The sequence below is a fragment of the Roseospira visakhapatnamensis genome (assembly GCF_014197915.1).
Taxonomy (GTDB): Bacteria; Pseudomonadota; Alphaproteobacteria; order Rhodospirillales; family Rhodospirillaceae; genus Rhodospira; species Rhodospira visakhapatnamensis.
Genome location: NZ_JACIGK010000006.1, coordinates 80,248 through 98,531, shown reverse-complemented (window position 1 = coordinate 98,531; position 18,284 = coordinate 80,248). Strand labels below are relative to the sequence as shown.

Below are 18,284 nucleotides of genomic sequence, written 5' to 3'. Positions count from 1 at the left end.
CACGCCCTTACGGTGTGGACACGAGTCACCTGCCGCTCGACCGGGCAAAATCCCTTTCGAGTACGGTATGGCTCCGCATCGGACGGAACAAGCGCGAACTTCGCGTCACCCGTTTCCGCCCGGCGGCCACCGCGCTCGTGACCGTCCCGTCCCCGTCCTTGGCCGACGGGAATGTCTCCACGGCACGGGCGGGCGAGACGGACCGCGACCCCGGCGCGGCGCGCGCGGACGATGAGCCGCCCGTCAGATCCGATGCAGGTTGTCGCGAAGCCAGTCCGCCATGGGCTGCGGTCGCCCGAAGAAATACCCCTGACGGATCAACCCCTTATACTTCTTCAGATACTGGGCGTGGTCATCCGTTTCAACACCCTCGGCGACAACATCAATCCTGAGCACGTTGCCGATGCTATAGATCATGTCGATGATCAGGGCATCGTTCGAATCGGTTGGCGCATCCAGAACAAAGGACTTGTCGATCTTGACCTCGTGGATAGGCAACCGCTTGAGATAGGACAAACTGGAATATCCCGATCCGAAATCATCAAGAGAAAACTTGACTCCTGTATCGCCAACTTTTTTCATTTTCTCGATAACGACGTCGATGTCGTGCAGCATCAAACCCTCCGTGACCTCAAGAACCAGAAGGGTGGGGTCGATACCGGCGGCGTGGACGGTGTGGCACACGTGATCACTGAACGTCGCGTCGGCGAAATGGGGCGGGCTGATGTTGACCGAGACCCTCAGCCGCTTTCCTTGCGCGTCGGCGTCCTGGATGAGCCTCACGGCCTGTTGAAGGACCCACCGGTCCAGATCGACGATCAGGCCCGTTTCCTCGGCCACCGGAATGAACTTCTCCGGCGACACCATGCCCCGCACGGGGTGGTTCCATCGAACCAGCGCCTCCGCGCCGATCACGTGGTCGGCACTGCTGACCTGCGTTTGCAGAAAGACTTGAAGTTGCTGATGTTCGAGCGCCGACCTCAGGTCGTGCACCATTGAAAACTTTTCTTTCGCATACTGCCCCATCGATTTGTCAAAGAAAAATATCTTGTTCCCGCCTTCCTTCATGGCGCGACTTCTGGCAATTTCGGCACATTGCAGTATCTTTTCCGGCGAATCATTTTGATCCGTTGGGAAGATGCTGACACCGAAACTGCATGTGACAACAAAATTGAAGGAATCAATTTGAAAGTGGCTGGCCAACGCCCCTTGAATACGCTCGGCCATGGCCAGGGCCCGCTCCGCGACCTCTTGCTTGCTTTCCTCCGACGGCAGAAGAATGATGGCGAACTCGTCCGCCGCCATGCGCGCGACCGTTCCGTCCCCCTGGATTTCCGCCGAAATCCGGTTGCCGATCTCCTGAAGAATCCGGTCTCCGACAGGCAATCCCCGCGCGTCATTAATGGATCTGAATGAATCGACATCCAAGACGAGGGTCGCCGAGACCATGTCGGTGCTCTTGCAGTATCGCAATGAAATATTGAGCCGGTCCAGGTAAAGGAGGCGGTTGGGAAGACCGGTCAGCGAATCATACCACGTCAGACGATCGATCTTTTCCTGCGTCTTCAAAGCGGCGGAGGCGTCATTAAAGATGATAACATAGTATGTCGCGAGACCGGCCTGTCCGCGAATGGTGCTCGCCGTCAGGAACTCGGGGTAGGTTTCCCCGTTCTTGCGAAGACCGCTCAGTTCGCCGTGCCAGCGTCCGTTTTCTTCCAGAAGCTCCCATATCCCGCGGCCATGCTCGGAGTCATGACTGAGGGGCTTGAACTCTCGAACGTCGTGCCCGAGAACGTCTTCCTCGGTGAAGCCCGAGATGCGGGTAAAGGATGGGTTGACGCGAATAATCTTGCCGGTCGTATCGCTGATGATGACGCCTTCGGCCGTGTTGTCGAGAATACGCTCCATCAGGTTCTGGTATATCTGACCTTCGCTCTGATTTTGCGCGCCGTCGGACAGGGACTTGCCGTCCTGCTGTAGTCGAACAATGTGGTCACAGAGTCTCTGGTTGGCCGACAACAGGTCGTCCATCATGCCGCGCGTGGTCATGTGCGTGCGCACGCGCGCGCGCACCAGCGGAATCTTGAACGGCTTGTGGATGTAATCGACGGCGCCGAGGCTGAAACCATGGGCCTCCGAAACGTCGTCGGTCAGGGCCGTCATGAACATGACGGGAACCTTCCGGGCCCGTTCGTCCTGCTTGATCTTCTGGCAGAGCCTGTACCCATCCATGTCCGGCATCATGATGTCCAGCAGGATCAGATCCGGCATGTCGTCAACGAACAGGGCGTCCCAGGCATCCTTGGCGTTCGTGGCGACGGAAATATCGTACTCTTCCCGCAGCGCCTCCAGCAGGGTCCGCAGGCTGGTGGGATCGTCATCCACCACGAGGATAAGAGGATACTTAGCGTTTCTTTGCATGTCGGGGTGGCGCATCGCCGAGCCTCCATCGGATCCCACGCCGCCGGCCACCGCTATGCTGGCGACGAGGGTTCCACGCGGTTCCGTCCATTGTTCTTGGCCCGATACAGGTTCTGGTCGGCCTCCCCGACCAGCGCCTCCACGCCCCCCTCGACGGACGGCACGACGGTGCCGCATCCCAGGCTGGCCGTGACCTGAAGGGGCTTGTCCACCGGCATGCCGTCGAACTGAAGGGCCTCGATGGCGCGCCGCGCGCCCTCGGCCACCGAGGCCGCCCCCGCTGCATCCGTCGAGGGCAGCACCAGGACGAACTCCTCCCCCCCATAGCGGGCGACATAGTCGCTCGGACGTCGGAGGTGGGCGTCGATGGTCGCCGCCACCACCCGAAGAACGTGGTCGCCGAACGGATGGCCGAAGGTGTCGTTCAGGGCCTTGAAATGGTCGATATCCACCATCGCCACGGACAGCGGCATCTTCTCGCGCATCATGCGCCGCCACTCGCGCGCGATCACCGTTTCGAAGGACCGGCGATTTGGGACACCGGTCAGGGCGTCGGTGGCCGCGAGGCGTTCCAGGGCCTCCGTCTTTCGTCGCAGATCGATGTGGGTGCGCACCCGCGCCCGCAGCACGGCGGTGGAAAAGGGTTTCGTCACGAAGTCCACGGCCCCCAGGGTGATCCCCTTTTCCTCGGTGGCCGGATCCTGGTCGGCCGTCAGGAAGATAATCGGAATCCGCTCAACGTCTGGTTCCGCCTTCAGGATGCGGCAGATTTCCAGGCCATCCATGTCCGGCAGGCGGAGGTCGAGAAGGATCAGGTCCGGTCCCTCGGACCGCGCCACATCCATACCCTGATGGCCGGACATGGCAACCAGTATTTCGTACGACTCCTTGAAAAGACCTGACAAAAGTCGAAGTGTATTCGGATCGTCTTCAACCAGGAGCAGAAGCGGCTTTTTACTGGAGTCTGATGTCATCATGCACGGCCTTTCGTAGCTCCGAGGCGGACTTCGCCGCTCCTGGCAGGTCGAATGTCTCTATTTTTTCCGCGACACTCATGAAAAGGTCTTGATGACGTCCACCCAAGTGCTCTCTCAGTGTATCAACGATCTCATCCGGCAACAATCGATGCTTTTCCAGCAACGAGACAATCTTGTCAAGGTCGGCGAGCGCCGCGTCCCGATCCAGGGAAGACGTCGACGGCGCCGCGGTCCGGTCCGGGACCATCGCCTCGATGAACGTCAAGGCCTTTGACAAGGCCTCATGGGTCGCCCCGCCATCCACGGCGCGCCCCGCATGCAGGTCCTCTTCCAGCCGCACCACGGCCTCGTAGATCTCGGTCGCGCCGATGTTCCCCGCCGATCCCTTGAGGGTATGGGCTAGGCGCGCGGCCAGCGTCGTATCCCCGCGGTCCATGGCCTCGTCGAACGTCTGGCTCCACTGTTTGCTTTCCTTGGCGAAGACTAGCAACAACCGGGCCAGCAGCGCCGTGTTTCCCGACAGACGGGACAGAACGAGGGGAAGGTCGAATCCCTCCATCTCCCCGGGAAGTCTGGATGGCGGCGCGTCGGGCGACGGCGCTGGGTCGGGCGGCGCTGGGTCGGGACGCCCCGTCTCCGGCGGCACCGCGTCCCTGTCGGGAAGCCAGGCCACGAGCGTGCGCTCCAGCAGGGTCGTGTCGATGGGCTTGGACAGGTAGGCATTCATGCCGATGTCGAGGGCCGCCGCCCGGTCCTCGTTGAACGCGGCGGCCGTCATGCCGATGATGGGCAACGTCTCGCACCCCGCCAGGGTCCGAATGATCTGGGTGGCCTGCAAGCCGTCCATGACCGGCATGTGCACGTCCATCAGAACGAGATCGTAGGCGATGGTCGCCACGGCGGTCACGGCCTCCGCGCCGTTGTCCACGATGTCCAGTTCGGCCCCCAGGCTCGTCAGGATGTGGAACGCCACCTCCTGATTGACCACATTGTCCTCGGCCAGCAGAAGCCGCGCGCCCCGAAGCCGGCTCGTCCCCGGGCCGTCGGCACCATCCGCGCGCGCCGGCGTCCCGCGCCTCCGCGTGGCCGGCGGATCCGGCGCGAAAACGCGGGACAGCGTCTCGAACAGTTTGGAGGCGGTGGCCGGCTTGGCCAGGACGACACACGACGGGTCCTCGTCGACGGCCGCGCGCACCGCCGGGTCCGTGCCGGGGTCGACCAGATAGACCAGCGGCAGGCCCGTGGACTGGCAGAAGGCCCGCAGCCGGGCGGCGCCGACCTCGCGGTCGTCGTCGGCGGAGTCCGACGGCAGGGTATCCGCGACGATGGCCTTGCACGGCGTGCCCTGTGCCTCGGCCGTCTCCAGAACCCGCCGGGCTGTGTCCTCGTCCGGGGCATCCATGCCCTGGATACCCCACATCGCCAGATGTGACCGCACGATGTCGCGGCTGGCCTGCGAGCCCCCCAGCAACAGGACCTGCCGTTCCAGGGGCACCCGCGCGTCCACCGCCTCGGCGTCCTGCACCCCGAAGCGCGCCGTGAACCAGAACGTGCTGCCGGACCCGGGGGCGCTGATCACGCCGATCTCGCCGCCCATGAGGGTCACCAGGTGCCGGCAGATGGCGAGCCCCAGGCCGGTCCCGCCGAAGCGTCGGGTGGTCGAGGTATCCGCCTGGGAGAACGGCGAGAAGATTCCGGACTGCTGTTCGACCGTCATGCCGATGCCGCTGTCGGTGATCGTGAACTTCACCGTGCAGTCCCGCGCGGTCCCCTGGTCCCTCCGGGCGGCGATGCTCACGGTACCCGACGTGGTGAACTTGAGCGCGTTGCCGACCAGGTTGGTGAGAACCTGCGACAGACGCAGCGGATCGCCGACCAGCCTGTTGGGAACATCCGGGGGAAGATCGATCAGGAGTTCGACGCCCTTGCCGGACGCCGAGAACGTGAACATGTCGAAAACATTCTGGAAGACGTCGTCAAGATCAAAGGGTTCCGCCTCGATGACGATTTTTCTCGCCTCCATTTTTGAGTAGTCGAGAATATCATTCAGAATGGCCATCAGTGATCGCGACGCGTTCAGTATTTTTCCAATGAAGTCCTTCTGCTGATCATCCAGGCTGGTTTTTTGCAGCAGTTGCGCCAGCCCCAGCACCGCGTTCATGGGCGTGCGAACCTCATGGCTCATGTTGGCGACGAACTCGCTCTTGGCGCGGTTGGCCTGCTCTGCCTGGACGGTTCTTTTCTCCAGTTCGGCGTTCAGGGCCTCCAGCCGGACCTGGGCGGTCTTGTAGTCCGAAACATCGGTGACGATCGCCACGATCCCCTGAACCGCCCCGTCGACGATGTCGGGCATGTAGTTGGCGATCACGTACATCGTCCCGCCACCCGGCGTCACACGCTCCTGTTCGAAGATCTCCGTGCGGCCTTCCATGGCACGCAGGAAGCGCGGGTAGTTTTCGGCATAGATATCATCGGTCATCAACTCGCCGACCGTCTTGCCGATGCACAACCCTTTCGGAAGACCCAATGCCATGCCGAAGGCCACGTTGGCGAAGGTGCATCGCTCGTCGGTCGTCCAGTAGGACACGGTGGAGGGGATGGAATCCGTGACCGTTTCCAGCAGCCGGTTCGTGGCGGCCAACTGGTGCGTCCGCTCATCCACAAGGAGTTCAAGTCCGTCCTTGTACTGCTCCAGCTCGCGCCGCATCACCAGCAGTTCGGTGATATCCTGCAAGGCGAGAAAGACCCGCCCGGCCAGCGGGCCGTCGCTCGCCAGGGACATCGAGACCAGAAGGTCGACGGCCGATCCATCCCGGGCCGTGGTGCGGACCTGACCGGCGGTCACGTCCGTGCCCCCCTCCGCCGCCAGATGGAGAAGACCGCCCAAGACGACCTTCTGGCCCTCCGGGTCCGTGAACACGTCGAGGAGCGTCGACGCCTGATCGCCCCAGGCCTCGGTCAGCGATCCGGCGCCTCCCCGCGTGACAATGGTCATCGCCGCCAGCAGGTCGGCGACCTGTGGCGGGGCCAGCACATCCGTGGACGCGGGCGATGGTTCCGCGCCCGCCTGGACGTCCTTCCATAGCGCCAGGCCGTTCTGGGCGTCGACCTCCAACAGCGTCACCGGCGCCGTCGTCAGCAGGGCCTGAACCCGTTCGTAGGCCTCCCTGGCCCGCACCTCGGACCGCTTCAGGTCCTCGATGTCCGTGTTTGACCCGTACCACTTCACGAGCCGTCCCTGGTCGTCCAGGATCGGTTCGGCCCGGGTGGCGAACCACCGATACTGGCCATCGTGACGCCGGATGCGGAAGTCGACGTCGAGCTGGATCAACTGCTCCACGGACGCCTTCCAGCGCGCGAACAGCCAGTCCTTGTCATCGGGATGCACCTGCTCCAGCCAGCCGGTGCCGAGTTGCTCGTCCTCGCCGATACCGGTGTACTCGACCCACTGCCTGCTCAGGTAGTCGCAGAGCCCGTCCGCATTGCAGGTCCAGACCAGATGCGGCATGGACTCGGCCAGGGTCTGCCATTTTCGCCGGCTCTCCTCCAGGGCGACGGACATGCTGTACCGTTCGGTATCGTCGAGACCGACAATGGCGTACTGCTGCCGCGTCTTGGCTCGCACCGCGATGGGGAAGACGTTCAACAGAACGCGCCGATCATGGCTCGTCTCGCCAGCGGCGAACCGAACATGGCGGACGCGAAGTCGATAGGCCTGCTCCAGCAGGTGCCCGAACGACCTGAACGACTCATCGCCATCCTGATCGGTCACGAGAGAGTCAAGAAAGCTTCGCCCGACGAGGTCATCAGAGGAGTCGGCACCCATGACCCTGGCGCCGGCTTCATTGATGAAGACGATACGCCCCGAGCCGTCGACGACCGCGATCAGGTCATGGCTACTTTTTACGAGGGAGACGTAAACCTCTTTTTCGTATTCCAGTCTATGGCGCAACGACAGGTCAACGACGCTGGCCATGACCATGGGCTGCCCCTCCATCAGAAGGCGGCCCAGGCTGACATTGACGGGCACGCTCGCGCCGTCCTTCGTGCATCCGGTCCGGTCACCACCACGGGCGAGCCGGTCGATTTCGGCCAACAACTCTTCCGCCCGCAGGGGCGGACGATGCTCGTTCAGGTGACCAGGGAGCAAATCCTCGATGGTCTTCCCGATCAGGTCGCCGGCCCCATAGCCGAACAATGTTTCCAGGGCGGGGTTGGCGATGACGATGGTCCCGGACATGTCGGCGACCAGGATTCCGTTGGGCGACACCGTGACCAGATCACGAAACACCTCCTTCGCCTGATTCAGCCGGCCCAGATTCTCCGCCTCGGTTCGGGCGCGAACAAGGTCCAGCGCCTCCCGCCGGCGGGCCGAGGAAAGCCGCTGAACCGTGACACTCAGGCCGTAGAAGATCAGACTGATGACAAGCGTGACCGCGCCGACTTCCAGCCAGATCCGCCTGGCCAGGTCAGCCAGCACCACATGCGGCACGTGCGTCAGAACCGTCCAGCGGCCGCCAAGCTCGACAGGATTGCCCGAACGGCCAACGGGGGCCGATCGCTCCCACGTCCACAGTCCCGAGGTCGTCCGGACCTGCCCGCTGGTGGTCGCGCGAATGGCCGCCCACGTGTCGGGATCGGACTCGGCCAGCGCGGTCCCGCGCCCGAGCGCCACCGCCCAGGCCTTGTCCGGATTCTCATGCACGGCCCAATGGCCCGACGAGTCGAGGATCCTGACATTCTGATTTCCGTCAAATAAATCCAGGATTCTACCAAGTACATCACCAACAGATACGTTGATGATGAAGAGTCCTTTGTCCTCCTCGTTGATAACGCCCATTCGAATTGCGACCCGAACAGTCGGCACCAGAGGCCTCTCAATATTTCCATGCTCTCTATTCAAATCAAAACTCGAAACATATATCGAACCAGGACTCAGAGCCATGGTATTCAACAAGTATCGCGACTCGCTCTTGTCCTGCAACGCCGACGCGGGGACAGCCATGACCGAGCCTCCGACCCGGTTGACCCGGATCAGCTCCACGCCATCCGCTCCGATCCACCGGGCCTGAATGTAGGTGGGGTTTCGATTGAGCAGCGTCGAAAACGCATTCTCCAGGCGCTCGGCCGGCTTCAGGGACTGAAGAACGCCTCGGACATCGTTCTCGTGGGTCAGGCCGGCCAGGTGACTCATGGCCGCCTCGATCGGGGTGTTGAGCTGACGGCTGGCAATGGAGACCGTGTTATGTTGATCGGTCTCGATACGGTTGACCTCGTTGTCGTAACTCAGGGCGCCGATGATACCGCCACTGACCAGCGCGACCGCCAACAGGGGCAGGAAAAGCGGCAGCGCCGGCTTCCAGCGCCGCCAACCGCCCCCGCCGGACGTATCCGGCTCCGGCTGACTGTCAAGATGTGGAGCGCTGGTCATCGCGGCCTCGTTCATGGCGGTGAGCGGCATGCTGCCGTTCGGCGATTGAGTCTCACGCATCCGCCGCCGGTCTTGCGACGATGTGTCCCGGGGAGCAAGGGTCAATCCTCCGCCGTCGCCCCCGTTCGGAACGCGTCCAAGGATACGGTATATCGCATCGCGCGGTCGCGATCGATCTTGGCACGGCATGGTTCCATAACCCCAGTGGACGGCGGTAACGGTCACCACGGACCCACGAGGCTCGTCCCCCATTCCACGGGGGCCGAGTCCATCCCCACCCTGGCCACCCTCTTCGAAAGGGGACGAAGTCCGGGCACCGGGTCGGGTCTTGGGTCATACCGCGTCCGCCCGCCACGCCTTGAAACGCCATCCTGAGTCCTGCTGAGTCGTCGCTCCCATGGCGACCGGCTGTCCAACTCGTGCTAAAATGGTGACGGTATGCGTATCGGGCCAGACCGTGTCGAACCGGACGATGTCGAACCAGACCGTGCGTGATGGGCGAGGAGACGCAGGATGAGGACAGCGACGGCCACGGGCGCCGCGTCGTCCGCCCGGACGGTCCAGGGCGCCCGGCGACCGCGCCGGAGTCTGATCCTGATTCTGGCCGGCCTTGTCGGTCTCTGTGGGTCTCCAGAGCCGGCACGGGCCGACGCCGCTGGGCCCGCCTGCGTGGAGAATGGCCGCCTCCTCTATCTCAACGGCCACAGGGCCTACGGGCGGTGCCATGGGGGCGATCCGGTCCTGCTCTATGGTATCGACGCCCCGGACGTGAAGCAGACCTGCACGCGGGAGGGCGAATCCTGGCCCTGCGGCCGTCACGCGGCATCCATGCTGCTCCGCCTGACCCTGAACCGGACCGTCCGCTGCATGGGTAACTCGCGGGATCGCGAGGGGCGGCTGATCGGCGTCTGCCATGTCGACGGCATGGAGGTGAACCGGATGATGGTCCAGCTTGGTTTCGCCGTCACCACCGGCACCCGCTACACCCAGGACCAGGACGAGGCCCGCGCCGCCCGCCGGGGCCTGTGGGCGGGGCCGTTCGACCATCCGGCCGATTGGCGCGCCGCCCGGTAGGCGTCCGCCGGACCGTCGCGGGCGGACACGCGGGCCGCCCCGCCCCCCGGCACGGCGACGTCCAGGATCGCGCGCCGGCCGCGTCACACCCGGGCCGAGTCCGGCCCCGTGGTCCCGGCCCCCATGGCCGCATCGGCGGTGTCCTTGTCGGTCCGGGGAGTGATCTTGCGCGCGGTCCCCGGGTCCATGTCCGGCGTGGCGGAGACCAGGGGGACCCGGCGCACCTCCTCCGGGCGGCGGTCGGGCGGCGTGACGATGCCGCCGGAGATGACCATCTTGATGCCATCCTCCACCGACATGTTCAGCACGACGATGTCCTCGCGCGGCAAGAACAGCAGGAACCCGGAGGTCGGGTTGGGCGTCGTCGGCAGGAACACGTTCACGCACTCCTGGGCCGTCAGGTTCTGCACCTCGCCCTCGGTCACGCCGGTGATGAAGGCGATGGCCCAGATGCCCCGACGGGGGTACTCCACCAGCACCACCTGCCGAAAGGCCGTGGACTGCTGAGCCAGCACCGTTTCCAGGATCTGCTTCAGCGCGCCGTAGATGCTGCGGATCAGGGGCATGCGGTTGAGGAGCCGCTCGCCCGAGCGGAACAGGATGCGCCCGACCAGCCCCGTGGCGAAGGCGCCGATCATGATCAGCAGGGCCACCATGACCAGCAGGCCCAGCCCCGGAACACTGAAGTCCAGGTGGTACTGGTCGGGAATCATGTTGGCCACCTGCTGGTCCACGAACTCGATGAACTTCCAGGCGACGAAGAAGGTGATGGCGGCCGGCGCCGTGACCAGGATGCCGGCGAAGAAATGGTTGCGCAGGCGGGCGGTGAGCGACACGCCCTGATGGGATGCTGGTCCGGAGGTGGGTCCGGCGGCGCGCTTCTTGCCGCGCGCCGGCCGATCGGATGGGTTGGAACGGTCGGGGGAGCCCCCGGGACGCTGAGGTATGGACATGCACGGGTCCTGTTGTTCTGCGACCGCCGGCCCCGTGCGTCGGCACGGACGGTGGCGGCACAGGCGCGGGTCAGTGGCGAGCGGCGTTTAGCGCCAATATGGCGCTTTTTGAGGGCAGCGCCAGGGCGACGTTGCCGCCCGCCCCCGAACCCGGCGTGTGTCGGGACCGCGCGGCTCCGGATGCCGCCCGGGCCGCCGGACAGGGCGCCTCGATCAACGACCCGACGACAGACAGGCCGGCCGGGCGACGGGCATGACCGGCCGGTGGTGGAAGGCGGTGGTGGGAGTGGCGGGAGTGGCGACCGGTCCGCGCCGGCACGCTCAACTCAAGGCGGCCGCGGGCCGCCCGGCGACCAGCGCCGCCTGGAGGGCATTGGTCAGTCGCTCGTTCTGGAGGGGCTTGAGAACATGCGCGTGCGCGCCGACCCGGTAGGCTGCCTCCATGTCCGGCGGACGCAAGCGCGGTGTCATCACCACGACCGGCGCGATCCGGGTCGACGGATGGGCCTTCAACAGCAACAGCCCGGTCACGCGGTCCATGTCCTGCATCATGCCGTCCAGCAGGATAACCGCCGGCGGTTCCTGGCAGGCCAGGCGCAGGCCCCCAAGAACATCCGGCACGGCCAGCACCCGCCCGTCGCGACTTTCATCCAGGATGCGGCGCATCACCTGCGCCGTGCGCGGATCCTCGTCAATGACCAGAATGTTGGCTCGGAACCCGTTGTGAGACACGGAAACCATGGGACAGAACCTCCGCCAGGAAACGCACGCCGGCCGCATCGTCCCATCCGGCGCGGCACTCGCGGCCCATCGCCCGGGGCGGTGTCCGGGACCGGGACGTCCAGACACCGGGGCGGGACCGCTGATCGCACACGCAAGGATGAGCGCCGGATGTCGGCCAAGCACCCGGCATGCCAAGGCTGTCGGAGGTATCCACCAGGGTTCACCGGCCGCCGGACGCGGCCACGCCGATCCTCCGAAAGGCCCGGTTTCGCGGGCCCCGGGCCGGACCGGCCACCACCCGCGCGGGATCGCCCCCCGAAAAACAGATCGTGTCAGTGAGATATACACGGCATGTGCGCGACGCCCCGCGTGTCACATTGACCGGCGCCGGCCGGCATCCCGGGTCATTCTGACCCGCAGGACGCGACGCACCCCGTCACGGCCACCGGCACAAAACCACCCTTGAAAGGCGTGCCACGGTTTCGACATGCTGGGCGACCCATCATGCGGGTTCGTGTGCCTCATTGCTCGCCGATCCTGCCGCATCGCCGCCACCGCGTCGGCCGGATGACGGGTTCAGCCGGGATACCCCTCGCTCATGTCGTTCCTGTCGTTCCTGTTCGGCGATGCCGAGAAGCCGCCACCGGATCCCTACTGGCAGCGCGATGACAAGGCGCGCTTCTTTCGGCTGCTGGCCCTGAAGACGACTCGCCGCGACCTGGCCGGGCGCGGCGGCGTGTTCGTCGTGTTCCACGGCGGCGTGCAACCGCGCTGGGTCTATGTGGGCAGCACCGCCAATCTGGGGGCCACCGTCATGGCGTTGCAGGACCACCCGGACCTCACGACCCTGGAGGCGCGGGGCGGCCTGTTCATGACCTGGGCCTACATCAAGGCCGACAAGCGCGACGGGGTCGTGACCTACCTTCGGGCGCGCATGAAACCCGAGTTGGACCCGTCGGACTTGGACAAAGCCCTGGGCTGCGCGCCCAAGGGCGCGCGCCCGCAGCCCGTCCAACTGCCCGGGTAAGATCGCGGGCAGACCGCGCCCGTCCACCACCGCCGTCACCGGAACCAGGGGGATCAGCCGGATCGGTCATGGCTGTGCCCTGTTTCAGGACTCGTTTTCGACTCGCTCATTGCGGAAGCCTTCCCAGAGGAAAAACCGTGACACGCTATCACCTCGACGATCGCTCGATCGATCTGGCCGCCTTGCGGACGCGTCTGGAAACCTCCGATCTGATTCCAAGCCAGGAACCCCTGCTCGACGGGCTCGACGCCAAACTGACCGCTCTTCGCGCGACGGAACTAGAGTCGGTCGCGGACTTGCGGGCCGCGCTCAAGTCGCAGTCGTCCCTGGCCTCCCTGTCGGCAGCGTCCGGTGTCGATCCGGAATACCTGCGATTGCTCAAGCGAGCCGTCGGTGGGTTCTTCCCGAAACCGAGACCGCTGAGTGATGTTGACTGGTTGGACAGTGACATCGTCTCGCGTCTCAAGGAGGCAGGTATAACGAACACCCAGACGCTGTTTGACGCGGCGTCCAACGGAACGGGCGCCCTGGCGACAGATCTCGGCGCGGATGCCAACGATCTGTCGGACCTCGTCGCGATCTCCGACCTGTGTCGCATTCAGTGGGTCAGTCCAAAGTATGCAAGGGCGCTGCTGGCCGCCGGTCACGCCAGCGCCGTGACGGTCGCCAGGGCCGATCCTGAAGCCCTGGTCCAGGCGATCGCGACCGCGAACCAGGGTGCCAAGTTCTACGGCGGCGAGGTGGGCTTGAGAGACGTGAGGCGATTGGTGGCGGCCGCGGCCTATATTCCCCAGACACGGCCCCAGCCCGGACCCTGAACCCGGGCGGGGGGCGCCGACCACGGATGTCTTGGGCATCTCCAAGACCGGCCGATGGACGTCCACCACCCGCGTCGCCCTGTGGGGAGACCGAATTATGGGGACGCGACCCGCCCCCGCACCGGAGGGTCACGGGGGCGGGTTGGAAGCGGGAGCGGGCCGGTGCCGCCGCTGGTATCAGGCGTCGAGGAGGCCCATCTTCTTCCGCAACAGCTCGTTCACCATGCCCGGGTTGGCCTTGCCCTGGGTCTGCTTCATGACCTGCCCCACGAACCAACCCAGCAGCTTTTCCTTGCCGCCCCTGACCTGCTCGACCTTGTCGGGGTTCGCCGCCATGACCGCGTCGATGGCCGCCTCGATGGCGCCGGTGTCGGTGACCTGCTTGAGGCCGCGCTCTTCCACGATCCTGTCCGGCGCCTCGCCGGTCTCGACCATGATCTCGTAGACATCCTTGGCGATGCGCCCGGAGATGGTGTCGTCGGCGATCAGGTCGATCAACTTGCCCAGGTTTTCGGCGGAGACGGGGCTCTCGTCGATGCCCAGGCCCCTCTTGTTGAGCGTGCCGAACAGGGTGGAGATGACCCAGTTGGCGGCGGTCTTGCCGTCCCGTCGCCGGCCATCGCTTCCCTGGGCGACGGCCTCGAAGAAGTCGGCCTCGCGGCGGTCCACCACCAGCACCGAGGCGTCATAGGGCGTCAGGCCGAAGTCCTGGATGAACCGCGCCTTCTTGTCGTCGGGCAGTTCCGGCAGGGTGGCGCGGATACCCTCCACGAAGGCGTCGTCGAACTCCAGGGGCAGCAGATCCGGGTCGGGGAAGTAGCGGTAGTCGTGCGCCTCTTCCTTGCCGCGCATGGAGCGGGTCTCGCCCCGGCCAGGGTCGAACAGGCGCGTTTCCTGGGTAACCTCCCGGCCCGCCTCCCAGATCTCCACGTGGCGCGCGGCTTCCACCTCGATCGCCTGCATGACGAAGCGCACCGAGTTGACGTTCTTGACCTCGCAGCGGGTGCGCAATTCGGTCGAGCCCACCGGACGCACCGACACGTTGACGTCGGCGCGCATGGAGCCTTCCTCCATGTTGCCGTCGCAGGTGCCGAGGTAGCGAAGGATCGAGCGCAGCTTGCGCAGGTAGGCGCCGGCCTCCTCGGGGCTGCGCATGTCCGGCTTGGAGACGATCTCCATCAGCGCCACGCCGGCCCGGTTCAGGTCGATGAACGACTTGGTGGGGTGCTGATCGTGCATGGACTTGCCGGCGTCCTGCTCCATGTGCAGGCGCTCGATGCCCACCGCGCGCGACGATCCGTCGGGCATGTCCAGGATGACCGTGCCCTCGCCGACCACCGGCAATTCGTACTGGCTGATCTGGTAGCCCTGGGGGAGATCCGCGTAGAAGTAGTTCTTCCGCGCGAAGACGCTGCGATGATTGATGTGCGCGCGCAGGCCCAGGCCGGTGCGCACCGCCTGCTCGACGCAGACGCGGTTGATCACCGGCAGCATGCCCGGCATGGCGGCGTCCACCAGCGAGACGTGGCTGTTGGGGGCGCCGCCGAAGGTGGCCGAGGCGCCGGAGAACAGCTTGGCCTGGGAAACGACCTGGGCGTGCACCTCCAGGCCGATGACGACCTCCCAGTCGCCGGTGTCGCCGCGAATCACGTAAGCAGGGGCGGGCGTGTCATCCATTGGGGCATCCATCGGTCTCAACCCTCCAGCAGGGTCGGCTTGGCGGTGAAGGCGGCGGCCTTCTCCAGGGCGCGCCCGGCGCGCAGCACGGTGTCCTCGTCGAACGGGCGGCCGATCAGTTGCAGGCCCTGGGGCAACCCCTCGCCGGTCAGCGCCACCGGCACCGACAGGCCCGGCAGACCGGCCAGCGAGGTGGGCACGGTGAACACGTCGTTCAGGTACATGGTGACGGGGTCGGTGACCTCCTGGCCCAGCGGGAAGGCGGCCGAGGGCGTGGTGGGTGTCAGGATGACGTCCACGCCATCGTCGAAAGCGGCCCTGAAGTCGCGGGCGATCAGGCTGCGCACCTTCTGCGCCTTCAGATAGTAGGCGTCGTAGTAGCCGGCCGACAGGGCATAGGTGCCGATCAGGATGCGCCGCTTGACCTCGGTGCCGAAGCCGGCGGCGCGGGTCTTGCGGTACATGTCATGGAGGCTGTCGCCCTCGTCCACCACCCGCAGGCCGTAGCGCACCCCGTCGTAGCGGGCCAGGTTGGACGATGCCTCGGCCGGGGCGATGATGTAGTACGTCGCCAGGGCGACCTTCGTGTGCGGCAGGCTGATATCCACGATCCGGGCGCCGGCATCGCGCAGCATCTCCATGCCGCGCGTCCACATGGCGTCGATCTCGGGCGACAGGCCCTCCTCCGGGCGGTACTCCCGGGGGATGCCCACGGTCAGGCCCGCGATGCCCTGCTCGACGGTGGCGGCGAAGTCGGGCACCGGCACGGGGGCCGAGGTGGAATCCTTCGGGTCATGCCCGGCCATGGCGCCCAGCATCAGGGCCGCGTCGGTGACCGTGCGGGTCATGGGGCCGGCCTGGTCCAGCGACGAGGCGAAGGCGACGATGCCCCAGCGCGAGCAGCGACCGTAGGTGGGCTTCAGGCCGACGATGCCGCAGAAGCTGGCCGGCTGGCGGATGGAGCCGCCGGTGTCGGTGCCGGTGGCGCCCAGGGCCAGGCGCGCCGCCACCGCCGCCGCCGAGCCGCCGGAGGAACCGCCGGGCACCAGCCGGGTCTCCGGATCTCCCGCGCGGGTCCAGGGATTGACGGCGCCGCCGAAGGCGCTGGTCTCGTTGGACGAGCCCATGGCGAACTCGTCCATGTTGGCCTTGCCCAGCATGACGGCGCCGGCGTCCCACAGGTTGGCCGAGACGGTGCTCTCGTAGGGGGGCACGAAGGGGGCCAGGATGTTGGAGCCGGCGGTGGTCCTGACGCCCTCGGTGCAGAACAGGTCCTTGATGGCCAGCGGGATCCCGTCCAGGGCGCCCCGCGTTCGCCCGGCCTTGCGGCGCCCGGCCTTGCGGCGATCGTCGCTGGCGCGCGCCATCTCCAGGGCCCGCTCACCGGTCTTGGTGATGATGGCGTTGAGATCCTCGTGCGCGTCCACGGCCGCCAGATGGGCCTCGGTCAGGGCCACGGCGGTCGTGTCGCCGGCCTCCAGGGCGGCGCGCGCCTCGGCGATGGTCAGGTCGGTGAGCTTGGTCATGGCGCGCGATCCTACTCCACCACCTTGGGAACCAGATAAAAGCCGTCCTGGCCGTCCGGCGCGTTGGCGGTCACCCGCGCCGTGTCGTCGCCCTCGGTCACCACGTCGTCGCGCCACGGCAGGGTCATGGCGGCCACGCTGGTCATGGGCTCGACATCGCTGGTGTCCACCGCGCGCAATTGCTCGATCCAGCCCAGGATGCCCGAGAGTTCGCCCGCCAGGGGCTCAAGCTGGGCGTCGGGAACGTCGATGCGGGCCAGGAAGGCGATCTTGCGGACGGTTTCTTTGTCCAGGGACATGGAGTAGACATCTCCGGCTTTTGGGGCCCTTCGGGGCGTCGGGCACGGCCTTTTGTTTACTCGGAAGGCTCCGGGCTTGGCAACCGTGGTGGGCCGGCCCGGGCGGTGGCGCGATGGGGAGGAAACGGGCGTGATCCTGCCGGATCCGATGGCGATGGCGGCGGCGTTGCCGGCGCGTGGGGCGGTGTTCGGCCTGGACCTCGGCACCAGGACCATTGGCCTGGCCACCTCGGACGCGACCCGGACGGTGGCGTCGCCGCTCGAAACCCTGCGGCGGACCAAGTTCACGCGGGATGCCGAGGCGCTGTTCGCGCGCATGGATCATCGCGCGGTCGTCGGCCTGGTGCTGGGCTGGCCCCGGGAGATGGATGGCCGGGAGGGGAGCCGATGTCAGGCGACTCGAGCATTCGCCGATAATTTACTGAAAATAAGAGACATTCCTCTCCTGTTCTGGGATGAGCGCTTGTCCACCAGCGCGGTCCAGCGCATGATGGTCGAGGAGTTCGATCTGTCGCGCGGCCGGCGCGCGGCCAAGGTGGATGCCGCCGCCGCCGCATACATCCTTCAGGGGGCGCTGGAAGCCCTGGCGCGAGGGCGTCCGGTCTCGTGACACCGGGGATCCGGGCGGCGAGCCGCCGTGGCATGCGCGCCGCCACCGCTCGCGCCGTCACGCCCCCCGATCCGTCTGGAGCATGCGCATGATTGAGGACCCAGGCAGGGGAAACGGACCCACTCGTGTCGGCGTCGGCGTCGCCGCCGATGCTGGCGCGCAGACGCCGCCGGCCCCGAAACGCGGGGCACGACGCAAACGGGTGCTGAAGGGCGCCAGACTGGTGCTGGGGGGCGGCCTGTCGACCCTCGACTGCACCATCAAGGACATCTCGGCCACGGGAGCGCGGGTCCGCCTCGCCGACATCACCCGGATCAGCGGCCGCCTGCTTCTGGCGATGCCGGACGGCGAGATGCTGGACGCCGAGGTCATCCGCAACGTCGGCATGGAGGTCGGCCTGCGGTTCTGTGGAGACACCCGGCCCTCGTTCGCGCCGCCCCCCGACCCCCTGGAAGTGGTGATCGAGGCCCTGGACCGCCTGCCCCTTGATGAGCTTATCGGCAAGCTTCAAAGCCTCCCGGTCATCGAGGACAGCGAGGTGACCGAAGCGGTGGCCAGCGTGACCCTGTCCGTCGATCGTCTGAAAAAAGTGCTTCGGGCGCACATCAAGGAATGGTAGATCCCGGCATGGAGATCCGGGGGCACGCGGTCAGGAGACCATGACCACATGGCATCACATTCGGAGTTTTCACGGGCGGAGTTTTCACGGGCGGGGTTTGCCCGGGTTCGGTCCGGGACGCGGCCATCG

The 18,284-nt window shown here is 66.0% G+C and carries 13 protein-coding genes; 5 read left to right on the top strand and 8 right to left on the bottom strand.

What is annotated here, in order from left to right; genetic code table 11:
- Positions 1-243 precede the first annotated feature (243 nt).
- Genes GGD89_RS05460 through GGD89_RS05450 form a run of 3 tightly spaced genes read right to left on the bottom strand, consistent with a single transcriptional unit; the run spans position 244 to position 8,889 of the window.
- Positions 244-2,436, bottom strand: a complete 2,193-nt coding sequence (locus tag GGD89_RS05460; RefSeq protein WP_184043105.1) for a GGDEF/EAL domain-containing response regulator — start codon at positions 2,434-2,436, stop codon at positions 244-246.
- A 38-nt stretch (positions 2,437-2,474) separates the two neighbouring features.
- Positions 2,475-3,395, bottom strand: a complete 921-nt coding sequence (locus tag GGD89_RS05455) for a diguanylate cyclase (RefSeq protein ID WP_246422728.1) — start codon at positions 3,393-3,395, stop codon at positions 2,475-2,477.
- A complete protein-coding gene (locus tag GGD89_RS05450; protein WP_184043103.1) occupies positions 3,376-8,889 on the bottom strand; it encodes a PAS domain S-box protein in 5,514 nt (1,837 codons plus the stop codon). Before GGD89_RS05450 ends, GGD89_RS05455 begins: the two co-directional genes overlap by 20 nt.
- Positions 8,890-9,342: 453 nt before the next feature.
- Here GGD89_RS05450 and GGD89_RS05445 point away from each other — a divergent pair, with 453 nt between their 5' ends.
- Positions 9,343-9,903 (top strand): thermonuclease family protein, encoded by a 561-nt coding sequence (locus tag GGD89_RS05445; RefSeq protein WP_184043102.1) that lies wholly within the window; start codon positions 9,343-9,345, stop codon positions 9,901-9,903.
- Between the two features lie 83 nt (positions 9,904-9,986).
- Here the strand turns inward: GGD89_RS05445 and GGD89_RS05440 are convergent, their stop codons facing one another.
- Positions 9,987-10,856, bottom strand: coding sequence for a DUF502 domain-containing protein (locus tag GGD89_RS05440; protein WP_184043101.1), 870 nt, complete (start codon positions 10,854-10,856; stop codon positions 9,987-9,989).
- A gap of 321 nt (positions 10,857-11,177) precedes the next feature.
- Positions 11,178-11,597 (bottom strand): response regulator, encoded by a 420-nt coding sequence (locus GGD89_RS05435; protein WP_184043100.1) that lies wholly within the window; start codon positions 11,595-11,597, stop codon positions 11,178-11,180.
- A 580-nt stretch (positions 11,598-12,177) separates the two neighbouring features.
- Between GGD89_RS05435 and GGD89_RS05430 the strand changes: the two genes are divergently transcribed.
- Entirely contained in the window at positions 12,178-12,606 is a 429-nt protein-coding gene (locus GGD89_RS05430; protein ID WP_184043099.1) for a hypothetical protein, read from the top strand.
- A gap of 137 nt (positions 12,607-12,743) precedes the next feature.
- A complete protein-coding gene (locus tag GGD89_RS05425; RefSeq protein ID WP_184043098.1) occupies positions 12,744-13,424 on the top strand; it encodes a DUF4332 domain-containing protein in 681 nt (226 codons plus the stop codon).
- A 177-nt stretch (positions 13,425-13,601) separates the two neighbouring features.
- Here GGD89_RS05425 and gatB read toward each other — a convergent pair whose 3' ends face one another.
- Genes gatB through gatC form a run of 3 tightly spaced genes read right to left on the bottom strand, consistent with a single transcriptional unit; the run spans position 13,602 to position 16,926 of the window.
- A complete protein-coding gene (gene gatB / locus GGD89_RS05420) occupies positions 13,602-15,101 on the bottom strand; it encodes an Asp-tRNA(Asn)/Glu-tRNA(Gln) amidotransferase subunit GatB (RefSeq protein ID WP_184043097.1) in 1,500 nt (499 codons plus the stop codon).
- 17 nt (positions 15,102-15,118) lie between these two features.
- Complete coding sequence (gene gatA / locus GGD89_RS05415) at positions 15,119-16,627, bottom strand: Asp-tRNA(Asn)/Glu-tRNA(Gln) amidotransferase subunit GatA (protein WP_184043096.1); 1,509 nt, start codon at positions 16,625-16,627, stop codon at positions 15,119-15,121.
- 11 nt (positions 16,628-16,638) lie between these two features.
- Entirely contained in the window at positions 16,639-16,926 is a 288-nt protein-coding gene (gene gatC / locus GGD89_RS05410; RefSeq protein WP_184043095.1) for an Asp-tRNA(Asn)/Glu-tRNA(Gln) amidotransferase subunit GatC, read from the bottom strand.
- Positions 16,927-17,074: 148 nt separating this feature from the next.
- On the opposite strand from gatC, the gene ruvX reads away from it, so the two are divergent.
- Together ruvX and GGD89_RS20500 are read left to right on the top strand one after the other, a co-directional pair.
- Positions 17,075-17,536 (top strand): Holliday junction resolvase RuvX, encoded by a 462-nt coding sequence (gene ruvX / locus GGD89_RS05405; RefSeq protein WP_184043163.1) that lies wholly within the window; start codon positions 17,075-17,077, stop codon positions 17,534-17,536.
- Complete coding sequence (locus GGD89_RS20500; RefSeq protein WP_343058542.1) at positions 17,466-18,155, top strand: PilZ domain-containing protein; 690 nt, start codon at positions 17,466-17,468, stop codon at positions 18,153-18,155. Before ruvX ends, GGD89_RS20500 begins: the two co-directional genes overlap by 71 nt.
- Positions 18,156-18,284 lie beyond the last annotated feature (129 nt).